Source organism: Paenibacillus sp. FSL H8-0079 (assembly GCF_037991315.1).
GTDB lineage: Bacteria > Bacillota > Bacilli > Paenibacillales > Paenibacillaceae > Paenibacillus.
In genome coordinates this window covers 1,967,844-1,979,485 of sequence record NZ_CP150300.1, presented here as the reverse complement: position 1 = coordinate 1,979,485, position 11,642 = coordinate 1,967,844, and the positions used below count along the sequence as shown (strand labels likewise).

The 11,642-nt window shown below is 47.3% G+C and carries 11 protein-coding genes; 3 read left to right on the top strand and 8 right to left on the bottom strand.

From position 1 onward, the window contains the following. Positions 1–8: 8 nt before the first annotated feature. From MHI06_RS09015 to MHI06_RS09005, 3 genes are all read right to left on the bottom strand, one after another. Positions 9–509 carry an Lrp/AsnC family transcriptional regulator gene (locus tag MHI06_RS09015; protein WP_024628343.1) on the bottom strand — a complete coding sequence of 167 codons (501 nt, stop codon included), beginning with the start codon at positions 507–509 and terminating at the stop codon, positions 9–11. Between the two features lie 160 nt (positions 510–669). Further along, positions 670–1,065, bottom strand: a complete 396-nt coding sequence (locus tag MHI06_RS09010; protein ID WP_169478827.1) for a spore coat protein — start codon at positions 1,063–1,065, stop codon at positions 670–672. Positions 1,066–1,100: 35 nt separating this feature from the next. Further along, positions 1,101–1,334, bottom strand: a complete 234-nt coding sequence (locus MHI06_RS09005) for a hypothetical protein (RefSeq protein WP_062833449.1) — start codon at positions 1,332–1,334, stop codon at positions 1,101–1,103. A 95-nt stretch (positions 1,335–1,429) separates the two neighbouring features. Here MHI06_RS09005 and MHI06_RS09000 point away from each other — a divergent pair, with 95 nt between their 5' ends. Further along, positions 1,430–2,650, top strand: a complete 1,221-nt coding sequence (locus tag MHI06_RS09000; protein WP_340401253.1) for an FAD-dependent oxidoreductase — start codon at positions 1,430–1,432, stop codon at positions 2,648–2,650. Positions 2,651–2,776: 126 nt separating this feature from the next. Here the strand turns inward: MHI06_RS09000 and MHI06_RS08995 are convergent, their stop codons facing one another. The 4 genes from MHI06_RS08995 to MHI06_RS08980 all read right to left on the bottom strand — a co-directional run bounded on the left by MHI06_RS08995 (position 2,777) and on the right by MHI06_RS08980 (position 7,661). Next, positions 2,777–3,991 carry an MFS transporter gene (locus MHI06_RS08995; protein WP_340401252.1) on the bottom strand — a complete coding sequence of 405 codons (1,215 nt, stop codon included), beginning with the start codon at positions 3,989–3,991 and terminating at the stop codon, positions 2,777–2,779. Positions 3,992–4,120: 129 nt separating this feature from the next. Further along, positions 4,121–4,684, bottom strand: coding sequence for a hypothetical protein (locus MHI06_RS08990; protein WP_340401251.1), 564 nt, complete (start codon positions 4,682–4,684; stop codon positions 4,121–4,123). A 119-nt stretch (positions 4,685–4,803) separates the two neighbouring features. Beyond that, entirely contained in the window at positions 4,804–5,244 is a 441-nt protein-coding gene (locus tag MHI06_RS08985) for a DUF350 domain-containing protein (RefSeq protein ID WP_169478835.1), read from the bottom strand. Between the two features lie 50 nt (positions 5,245–5,294). Then, complete coding sequence (locus MHI06_RS08980; protein ID WP_340401250.1) at positions 5,295–7,661, bottom strand: endonuclease MutS2; 2,367 nt, start codon at positions 7,659–7,661, stop codon at positions 5,295–5,297. 188 nt (positions 7,662–7,849) lie between these two features. Between MHI06_RS08980 and MHI06_RS08975 the strand changes: the two genes are divergently transcribed. Together MHI06_RS08975 and MHI06_RS08970 are read left to right on the top strand one after the other, a co-directional pair. After that, complete coding sequence (locus tag MHI06_RS08975) at positions 7,850–8,209, top strand: phage holin family protein (protein ID WP_036610114.1); 360 nt, start codon at positions 7,850–7,852, stop codon at positions 8,207–8,209. A 221-nt stretch (positions 8,210–8,430) separates the two neighbouring features. Next, positions 8,431–8,817 (top strand): cytochrome C oxidase subunit II, encoded by a 387-nt coding sequence (locus MHI06_RS08970; protein WP_340401249.1) that lies wholly within the window; start codon positions 8,431–8,433, stop codon positions 8,815–8,817. A 104-nt stretch (positions 8,818–8,921) separates the two neighbouring features. Here MHI06_RS08970 and zapA read toward each other — a convergent pair whose 3' ends face one another. Further along, positions 8,922–11,630: a cell division protein ZapA gene (zapA, locus tag MHI06_RS08965; RefSeq protein WP_340401248.1), complete on the bottom strand. Its 2,709-nt coding sequence runs from the start codon at positions 11,628–11,630 to the stop codon at positions 8,922–8,924. Positions 11,631–11,642: the final 12 nt, after the last annotated feature.

The window sequence follows — 11,642 nt, the reverse complement described above, 5'->3', positions numbered from 1 at the left end:
ATCTTCCTTTACGGCGAGATCATGAGACGGTTGTCTTCCTGATGGTCTTCAAAGATAATCCCGTCCTGCTTATATTTTTTAAGAATAAAATTCGTTTTGGTTGAAAGCACAGAGTCAATCGGAGACAATTTCTCCGACACAAAATTAGCGACTTCACGCAGGTTGCCACCTTCTACTTCAACGAGCAGATCGTATGCACCTGACATGAGATATACGGATTTCACTTGCGGATAGAGATAAATTCGTTCGGCAATCCCTTCAAAGCCACGACCACGCTCCGGCGTGATCTGCACCTCAATCAGGGCTGTTACTTTCTCATCATCTATTTTGCTCCAGTTCACGACGGTTGCGTATTTCACGATGACGTGGTCTTGTTCAAGCTGTGCCACGGCGTTCTTGATCTTGTCTTCCGACTCCCCCAGCAGCGTCGACAGCAGTGCGGGAGTCCTTCTCGCGTCTTCCTTCAGCAGATCCAGAACTTTTAATTGCAGATCGTTCAAATCTTTCATGGTTTTCCCTCCAGCGTCATCCAGGTTCCTGAAAATGAATTAATACTTATATTACATGAATTTAACGTTGATGCAAAGACAAAAGACCGCCTGCCCTGAATTCAGGCAAGCGGTGGTATGGTCTTGGTTAGCCAAGTGCTTCAAACCTCTTTTACACAGGTTACATGTAATAAGGGTTACCGTAATTCGGCTGATGCTGAGGCACATTAGGAGCTTGGCTATATGAACTGTTCTGCGTGTTCTTTTCCTGGATGAATTGCTGACACTTCTGTTGCGTCTGGTGTGCAGACTGGATTTGCTTGTCCACGTCTTGACGAAGTGCCTTGGACGAGACAGAATACATGTTGTTTTGCTGCATCAGATTGAACAGTTCCCCTTGTAATCTTAGGGTGTCATTTGTTAAATCTGTGAACATTCGGCGTGTCATGGGGCAGGCAGCTTCCGTTGTCGCAGTCGTATATTCGCGCGAGGTTCGTCTTAAATCTGCAAGAATCGACTTCAGCAGATCCTGCTCCTGCATAAAAGCGCCATTAGATGATAAAGATTGAGAATACATGCGTTTTCCTCCTATACAGTTAGAGTTGACTTCAGTTACTGAACTTGTGCTGGTGCAAGAGATTGATGTTGCTGCAGCGCATTGACAAGGGTATTCAGATGCTGTTCATGTGAGCGAACATAGTGATTCAGTGCCTGTTGAATTTGTGGGTTATGTGTGATGGAAGCTGTGGCTGCACACTGCTTGATCAGCAGTTCTTCATTGGTGATCGAGTCCGCAATGTAGTTCAATTCCTTGGGACTCAGCGCTTGCATAGCTTGATTCTGCATTTCGGTGGCCTCCTCGGCATAAAGTTTATGCGCAATTATTGTTAGCCCGGTCACACAAAAGTATACAAATATAAATCATTAAGGAGATGTTTCTGATGGATCTGGTCTATGGCACACCGTTCTGGCCTTCCACTTTTAATTCAACTTTCAATTATCCTGCTCTTCGAGAAGACATCTCGTGTGACTGCCTTATCATTGGCGGTGGTATGGGAGGCGCGCTAACTTCCAAACTACTCACAGAGCAGGGTGTGAACACAGTTGTCATTGATAAGCGAGATATTGCCCAAGGCAGTAGCTCTGCCAATACAGGTCTCTTGCAATACACGAATGACAAGACCCTAACTTCATGTATCAACACCTTTGGCGAAGCAAAAGGCGTACGATTTTATGAACTTTGCCGGGAAGCCATGAAACAACTTACTCAAATAGCAGACACGTTGGATACGGATCCTTGGTTTATTCCACGAACAAGTCTTTGTTTTGCAAGCAGTGAAGATGATGTTGCCCTATTGGAGGAAGAATATCAGACGCTGAAGCGCTACGGCTTTGAAGCCGAACTGTGGAATACCGACAAAATAAAAACACACTTCCCCTTCAGCAAACCAGCTGCACTGTATACGATGGGAGATGCGGAAGTGAATCCCTATCGATTCGTTCATGCCTTATTTGAATCTGCCAATAAGCGTGGGGCCCGAATCTATGGTCAGACCGAAATGGTACACTGTGATTACGTTGAAGATGGTGTAGTATGCCACACTTCCAACGTTAAAATCCGTGCCAACAAGGTCATATTTGCTGCCGGTTACGAGACACAGGATATCAAAAAGGATCGCGGAGCCTATCTGAAGACGACTTATGCCATTGCTACCAAACCGTTGCCTGATCTTAAGGAATGGTTTGAGCACAGCATGATTTGGGAGACAGCACGCCCATATTTGTATATGCGAACAACACCGGATGGAAGAATCATCGCAGGTGGTTTGGATGAAGAAATACCTCGGGAGGATCAACGTGAAATTCGGGCAAAACACCAGGGAGATACACTTCTGGAAGAGGTCCGTTCCTACTTCCCTCTAGATGGTCTTGAAGTCGATTATGCCTGGGGTGCCGTGTTTGGTAATACGAATGATGGTCTGCCACTGATCGGTACACATCCCGATTATCCGCATTCTTACTTTGTGGAAGGGTATGGAGGCAACGGAACGGTGTACAGCATGATTGCTGCTTCCCTGATTGCAGATGCCATTACTGGCAAGCAGAATCCTGATATGGATCTATTCTCACTCACACGTACAAGTAAACCCTCTCCTGTATAACATCCGATCTGAGCTGTCAATGAGCTATGTATGAGTTATAAATCATTAAGGGTACAGTTTCAGGAAAGTTATCTCTTTCCTGAAACTGTACCCTTTTGGTTAAAAAACCTATATATTGATAGCCCTCTATGTGGACGGCTCTTGCCCTTCCGTTCGATTCAATAATTTGTGCATAAAGATCCAGCCGATTAGCGGAAAAGCACCGAGGACAATAATAAGCCAGGTTAACATGCGTAGAGACGGAGCATTCATGACCGTTACAATAAATACGGCCAATCCAAAAAGCCTGCCAAGCATCAGGCATAACTCTCTCAAAACGACAAGTTCAACCCTTTTCTCCACATTTTCGCCACTTGTGCCCATCATGTCGAATCCCGCTGATATCATTGGCAATACATATAGAGGCATTGCGACAGCACTCCCAATCCCCATGATTAACAACGTACCATAGGTGACTTTCCAGAGAAGAGGAAGGAGCACCACCAGCAGAATCAGGGCACCGATGAACATGCCTCTCGATCTATACTGCGGTTTAAACCATTTCCCTGCTGCCCAATAACTTACTAATGCCACGGCTGAGGTGATGAGTGAGAACTGTCCCAATTTGTACTCCTGTGCTGTAGCCACGTAGACAAGCAGTGCAATCAGGAAGGCAAAGACACCCTCACGCGCACCCTGAGCGAACAAACCCAAAGCCAAGGTTCTCCAGGGACTATCCGGTTGGGATAACTGTGTCCAGGGCTCCGACCACCGGTATGTACCGCTCACCTTTCTTTTCTTGAGAAAAAAACTGAAGACTACCGCTATGACATAAATGACGAGCGATATCGTAAATATAAACCGATACCCCGTGTTGTCTGCCATACGGGTAATAATAAGACCGGAGAACCAAGGACCTATAATTCCTGTCATCGATCCAAGTAATCCAACCCAGCCATTGAATAGATCCCTGTTTGCCCGATCCGTTATTTCAAAATACACGACATTAAATGCGATCCAGAATAACCCAAGCGAACAACCCAGCAGTATGCCCAAAGGCCAAATCCAGTCTACAGCTTTGGATCCAGCCCAGAGGACACTCATATAGAAAAGGCCGGACAGCGCAGTACCCAGTCGTAACGCACTCATTTTATTGTGTTCCTTAACCCATTTGCCAGCAAGCCAGAACGTGAGTCCAATAGCCAGTTGCTGACTGATGGTAAACCAACCCAACATGGCATAATCCGGACGGCTTTTCCACAGAAACACATTCAAAAAGGTTCCTGACAATGCTCCGGCTAACGCAAACAATCCATTCACGCCCAAAAGCAGAATGGATTGTCGGCCTAAAGTAATCTTCATCTGCTCCTCCTTAATCCACCTGAAGTGAACTGTACACAGGCAGGTCTCAGGGTTAACGTGCCCCAAGCAAGAGGAAAACATGATGAATCTTCAGGATTGCTATGAAATTAGTTTAAATCTCCGGAATGCTTATTTCTGCGTACTTAGATTCTGGATCAGACGCAGACGATCATTCTCAGACAGACTGTATTGAACTTGGAAACATCCAGAGCACACATAGGTTAGCACTTTAAAAGGTGTGGACAATAGTGACTCTTCACCTGAAGCAGCGTTAGCAACTGGTGTGAAGTTATCCTGCGTTGCAGCTTGTGTACCTGCGAGAATCATGAATTCCCGGCAATTCGGGCACTCTGGTACTTCTTCCTGATGATCAAGTTGCTTCTGTACACCTTGTTCATACTGAATGAGATCATTACCTTCATCCGCGTATTTGGTTAACGTTCGCAACTCCGGCAATTTGAGTTCGACTTCATCCCCCCACAGATCAGAAAGATCCGTAGTCTGTTTCTCGTTCGTTACATCGTCTACATCATAGATGTCGTCCTCAGCTTCATTCTCTTCATCATCGATGTTAATGTTGAGCGTACGATATCCTTTTAACTCATTGTGGCAATAAGGACACTCTTCTTCAGGACCGAGCTCCTCATCCCATACAATCTCCGTCTGACACCAAGGGCATACTGTTGTTTCCATATTGATCAACCTTTCTCTTTCATATAATCATGTATTCATTACATAGATGACACCAATGGCAAAGAACACAATCGATGCCGCAAACAGAATCCGTATCAATATTTTCATGACCGGTCCCCCTAGATAATGCTCGCGCCAATAACAAACGACAACGAGACGGAAATAATCATGGATATCAATCCGACAGCTCGGTTATCCGCTTCGATCTCCTTATCAATGGAGAACACGGGTGTGAGGAATTCGAACAAAAAATAGGCAACGAGCAGAAGGATAAATCCGACAAACGACCACGTCATGGCTTCATAGACCGAAGATTTAGCCTGTATGCAGAAACGAAGTACGTTACAGATCCCGAAAATCTTGCCTCCAGTGGCCATCGCAACGGCCACATTGCCCTTCTTGATCTCAGTCCAGCATTTATATTTGGTCACCAGTTCGAAGCAAGCCAGAAATACAAGCAGCTCCATAATCGCTACCGAGAAAAAACCGAGTACCATCCCCAAGGGATGAGACAGCAATTGGTCGACGCTTTCTTTCACGCACCGTTCCCCTCTCCACATCTGCGACCTTCATGCATAAGGCCGCAGAATATCATTGATTCATGGTCCGGCTATTCCAATTCTGCGACGGTCACACCGTTCCCGCCTTCTCCGTAATTGCCCAGCCGGTAACTTTTAATATGTTTATGCTTACGCAGGTAATCCTGAATACCGGAACGCAAAATTCCTGTACCTTTACCATGAATAATATAAACTTGGCCCAGATTGGCGAGGAAAGCTTCATCAATGAAACGGTCTGTCTCCATAAGGGCTTCTTCCAGGTTGGTACCACGCAGATCCAGTTCACTCTTCACATTGTCATCACGCGTGCGCTTCATGCCAGTTACCGGCTTTTGCTTCGGTTTGGCTGTGGGAGCCGATTGCTGCAGTTCCAGGTCATCCAGGGATACTTTCATCTTCATAATCCCCAGCTGCACCATGGCGTCTTTGCTACCCGACATCTCCACAACAAGACCTTTTTGATTCAAACTGTAGACAAGCACTTCATCACCAGGACCGATGGCACGCGTTTTCGGTGCTGTTGCCGTCTTCTTGACGGTCTTCCGGCGCTTCTCCGGTTCAGCTTCATCCAGCTGTTTGCGGGCGGCAATAAGCTTGTGCTCCTTCACGGAAGCACCTTCTTCCATAGCCAACAGACGAAGATCTGCGATAATCTTCTCCGCTTCGGCACGAGCCTTGTCCACAATATTACGTGCATCATCTTCTGCTTTTTCAATCCGACGATCACGCTGCTGTTCCAGCTTTTCCAGTTCCGTCTGATGACGACTGCGTAATTTCTCCATGTCCTGGCGCAAGCTCTCTGCCTTCTCACGCTCTTGTTCAGCTGTAAGACGGTTCTCTTCAAGAGAAGCAATCATGTGCTCGATCCGTTGATCTTCTTCCTTCACTTCGCCACGGGCGTAATCGAGAATGTAACCCGGCAGTCCCAGTCGCTCTGCAATGGCAAATGCATTACTTCGTCCAGGTACACCCACCAGAAGGCGATACGTTGGACTCAGTGTATTAATGTCAAACTCCATGCTGGCATTAATAACACCTTTACGCTCATATGCGTATGCTTTCAGTTCACTGTAGTGGGTGGTTGCTACCATGCGGCATCCCGTCCGGTGCATATGCTCCAGCATGGAGATCGCCAGTGCGGACCCTTCAGCCGGGTCTGTTCCCGCTCCAAGTTCATCAAGCAATACCAGGCTTTTTGGCGTCATGTTCTTCAGAATGCGAATGATGTTCGTCATATGGCTGGAGAAAGTACTCAGATTCTGCTCAATACTCTGCTCGTCCCCAATGTCTGCATAGATCGCATCAAATACACATAGCTGGCTACCATCCTCTGCCGGAACAAATAAACCGGACATTGCCATCAGGCTCAGCAAGCCAATCGTTTTGAGCGTTACCGTCTTACCACCCGTATTCGGACCTGTCACGATAATGGATGTGTAATCATTGCCCAGTTCAATGTCGATTGGAACCACGTTTTCGATCGGTATCAACGGATGACGGCCTTTTTTCAGTTTGAGGAATCCGCGGTCATTCATGCGTGGTAGCGTTGCTTTCAGTTCACGAGCCAGACGTGCTTTGGCAAAAATAAAATCAAGCGATCCCAGCAAGCCGACATCATACAGCAGCCATTCTCCCTGTTCACTGACAAGTGCCGTCAATTTCTGCAAAATAATTTCTATTTCGCGTTCTTCCCGAATCCGGGTTTCGCGCAATTTGTTGTTCATTGCAACGATGGATTCCGGCTCAATGAACAATGTGGCCCCCGAACCGGATTGATCATGCACAATCCCACCGAAGTACGAACGATATTCGGCTTTCACGGGGATAACAAAACGATCCCCTCTGATCGTGATCAGCTGATCCTGCAACATCTTGGATACGGTGGAGGATCGAATCATGGAATCCAGCTTCTCACGAATCCGCGCTTCTCCGCCTCGCAGCTCACGACGAATCTGCGCAAGCGTTACGCTTGCACTGTCGGCAACTTCTGCATTATCGTCGATACAGATTTTAATGGCATCCTCAAGCGTCTTTTGCTCTGACAGTTGATCACTGATATAGAACAAGGATTCAATGGGTTCATCTTCATGCAGAGTAGCAATCAGACGTTTCAATCGTCGTGCCGCAAAGGTCGTATTGGATATTCCCAAAAGCTCGTGAGGGTTAAGTGTGCCTCCAATTTCAGCACGTTTGATGGAGGCCGTAATGTCTACAATCCCTCCAAAAGACGGCGAGCCTTTCAAGCGATCAAATGTAAAGGCTTCATCGGTTTGCTGAAGCAACCGATTCACTTCTTCAAGTTCACTGATCGGTTCAAGTTGCTCCGCTTTCTTTTTACCCATCGTGGTCTGGGCATAGCTAAGCAATGTATTTAAAATTTTGCGATATTCCAGTGTTTGTAAAATTTTCGTGTCCAAGTGTACAACTCCTTCCAAACTATATCTGTATTATAACGAAAGAAACTTTCTTGCGCTATTTAACGAATCCTTCCACACATAACTTCAACCATAGCATCACAAACTACAGGTGTCAGGATTGTGCAACCTCTCCGAGCCCCTTGGAGTTGCCATGCTCAGTTCAATCCGAATAAAAGGAGGTACACACCATGAATTTCCTGGGACATGTCGTGCGATTTGTCATCGCTGCAATTGTATTAATGGTGGTCAGCTGGATCGTTCCCGGTTTCGCCGTTGGTGGCTTCTGGAGCGCTCTGTTGCTTGCTCTCGTCATTGCCCTGCTCGGCTGGATCGTTGAAGGTATCTTCGGCAAAAGGGTCAACCCGTTTGGGCGCGGTATTGTCGGATTTATCGTTAGCGCACTGGTGATTTGGCTAGGTCAATATGTTGTAGATCATGTTGAGGTCAGTCTGCTCGGCGCCATTCTCGCTGCGCTGGTTATCGGGATTATCGATCTCTTCATCCCGGTATCCACCCCTTTTGATGCCGGACGAAGCTCCAAAAGCTAATCCCAGCTTCTCATTTACGTCCAAATGAATGCTCCTAAACCTCTGAAGGCCTGTGCCGGAAGAGGTTTATTTCATTTGAAGTCGTAACGAACCGTCCACTCAAACATGTATATTTTTCAACAAAACGACATACGCAGCGTGTACAGGCATCCACATATTGCGGTATGATGACTGGAGCAATCATTCACATTTTATCCATATCACGCTTAAGGAGGCACATGATGAAGAAAGGCATAGCATGGCTTGCTGCCTGTATGTTAATTCTCGTCCTCGCTGCATGCGGAGGGGCGAATCAGTCTGCAGACTCTGGCAGTAATGGGTCCGATGCTGGTGTTACAGCCAGCGAAGAACTGGTCATCAAGGCAAGCAACTACGAATTCGAGCAACCCGAGTACCATCTTAAAAAAGGTGTCCCGGTTAACATTGTTTATGAAAATGTAAACGGAAATCACGGAATACTCGTGCCTGAGCTGAATCTTATGCTGGACACCAGAAACAGTTCCAAAGTGATTACCCCGGACAAAGTCGGTGAGTTTGAAATGTCCTGTTCGGTCTTCTGTGGTTCGGGACACAGCAGCATGATCTCCAAAATTATCGTTGAAGAATAGTATTCAAGACAAGGAGCCCCCGCAGCGACGGGAGCTCCTTCTTTAGTATAACAAATTGTACCAGAGTGCGTTGCCCACGAGCCAGTTCTGCTACAATCATTCCGCTAGGTCTGGTCCTGTTCAATCAATTCAATCCATTCGTTATATTCCGTCTGCAATTTCGTATATTCATCATGCAACTGACGATATTCCGTATTCAGCTGCTCTGCCTTTTCCTGCTCCATCCCACGTTCAACCTGCAACAAACGTAATTGATTGGCCGCTAGTTCGTAACGTTCACTCATCTCAAGCAGTTCATTTTCCATGATCTGTTTCTCTTGAGTCGCTTCTGACCGTAACTGGTCCAGCTGCTGTCGTTCTTGCTCCAGTCCCTCCAGCAACTCGCTACTTGCCGCACTTTCTCTCTTCCATACCGTCAGTTCATTCTCAAGCGCAGCCCACCGTTCCTGCCAGGATTGTTCCTGAGCTGCCCATTCATCTGCACGGCGTTGCCACACCTGGTCGTTCTGCTCTGCTTGTGCAACGCTGGAGCGGAGCTCTTCTTCACGTCTCGTAAACTGCTCCAGACGGGATGACAACTCGGCCTGCTTGGCTGACAACTCTTCGTGTTTGATCTGCCACTCCAACGCTTCTTCCTCAGTCTGGGCTAGCCGGCTCTCTTGCTCCGAGTAGCGATCGGACAGTTTCGCTGAAGATTGTCTTGCTTCTTCAAGCGCTCTTACAATCTCTTGCTTCTCCGTATTCAATTCATCCAGCTTGGAACTGTAATTCTCTTCCCGTTGTAATGCATCACTGTAGTCGTTACGTATTTGTTTATAATTTTCCTGAAGTCGGTTCAACTCTTCCCGCACAACATTTAGCTCAACTTCAAGCTGTTTGCGTTTCTCTTCCAAAAGCTCTGCTTCCTTCTGATAATGCACAGCCTCTTCATGGTTGAAACGAGACTCTTCCTTCACCACGGACAATTCATCATGAAGGGATTGCACACCAGACTCCAGCGTTTCATTTTGTTCAGCAACTTCGAGAATCTGATTCTCCAGGTCGCCGATCTCAGCCAGTCGCTGCTCAGCAAGGTCTTTCAAGGACTGCTCACGTTCCGTAAGTGTGCCGATCTCATTCTGCAATGTACGCACCGCAGCATGAGCCTGTTCTAGCACCTTATGCAACCTGCGCTGTTCCTCTTCCGACTTCACTTCAGCCTCACGAAGGTTTTGGGCTTCCTGTTCAATCTGTGTATGTTGTTCCTGAAGTTTGCGCAACTGTGCTGTGAGAGAGGTTTCTCTATCCACAGTTTCGTTATACTTCTGCTTCCATTGTTCCTGTGCATCACGGGATTGCTGGGCAGCTTGCTCCGTCTCACGCAGAAGCTCCTGCAACTGGGAACGGTCCTCTTTTAACTGTTCCAATTGCTGCTCCAGTTCCGTGATTCGGCGAGTCTGAACTTCCTGCTCCTGTTTACGGACCCCATGCTCATGACGCAATGTTTCCAATTGACCACGCTCGTGCTGAAGCTGCTGTTCTTGCTCTGCAACCACGTCCTGTGCACTGATGAGCTGAGTCATCACTTCTTCCAATTGCTCTTCGACATCTAATAGTCGAGTCTCCGCCTGTTTACGTTGTTCCTCAAGCTGCTGCTTGAGCTTGCCACGTTCTTCTTGCAATAAGGCCTCTGCCGCCGATGCGGCTTCTGTTGCGCGGGATGCTGCTGCTTCCTTGGCTTGCTGCAATTGTTCCTCGAGGGCTGCTTCTTTCTCCATCCATTCGAGTTCCGACTGCTCGGATAACGCTTTGAACTCCGCATTCAATTGATTCACTTGAGTCAGGCGCTTCTGCTCCGCTTGCTCCTGCAAAGTAGCGCGCTCTTGATTCGATTGATCCGTCAGAGCCTGAGTCTGTTCCAGCGCTTTTTCTTCAGCCTGCTGGAGGCGAAGTTCCATCTGTTGTTGAAGTTCATTATATTGCAGTGCCGCTTCTTCCTGGGCTTTCTTCAAATTGGCCTCAGCCTGCTCCAACTCGGACAGTATGGCGGATTCGGCTTCTTCCTTGGCTGTCTGAACTTGCTGTGCAGCCTTGGCTTCAATTTGTTGACGTTCTGCAACGGCACGACTTTCGGCTTCTTTCAATTGAGCTGCAGTCTTGTCCTGCAATTCTTTATATTGCGCGGCAGCTTTGGCCTGTGCTTGTTGCAGTTCGGCTACAGAACGATTCTGAGCTTCTTTAAGCTGTGAAGCGGCCTGTGCCTGTGCAGTTTTAAACTGATTTGCCGCTTTTTCTTCCATTTCCTTCAGCTGTCTCGCTGCCTTGGCTTCTGCTTCCTTGAGTTGTGCCGTAGTTTGAGACTGCAATTTCTGCACTCGCTCTGTTGCCTGGGCACGCTCCTGCTCAAGCAATGTGTTTAACTTAGCCATTTCTGCTTGCTTGTCCGTTTCGGCCTTCTGCAGCGCCTGCTCTGCTTGAAGCTTCAGCTTCTGCAATTCAGCAAGAGACTGGTCACGTCGTTCCAATTCTTGTTGATGTTCATTTTGTATGGCGTTCAACCGATTCAATTCGTTTCTCAGTTCTGTACGTTCTCCAGTAAGCATCTTCAGTTCATTCCGGATTTCCTGAGTCTGAAGAGACTGTTCAGCCATATGTACAGCCGCCAGTACCGCAATACGCGGAGTATCCAAACGGGAATTTTGCTTGGAGATCGCGCTCATACGCTCATCTACCAGGTTAGCTACTTGTTTCATATAGTCGGCACTGCTGCCAACCAGTTTATAGGAAGTCCCGTAGATATCTACGGTGACGCGTGTACGATCAGGTGTAGTCACAGTTGTGCCCTC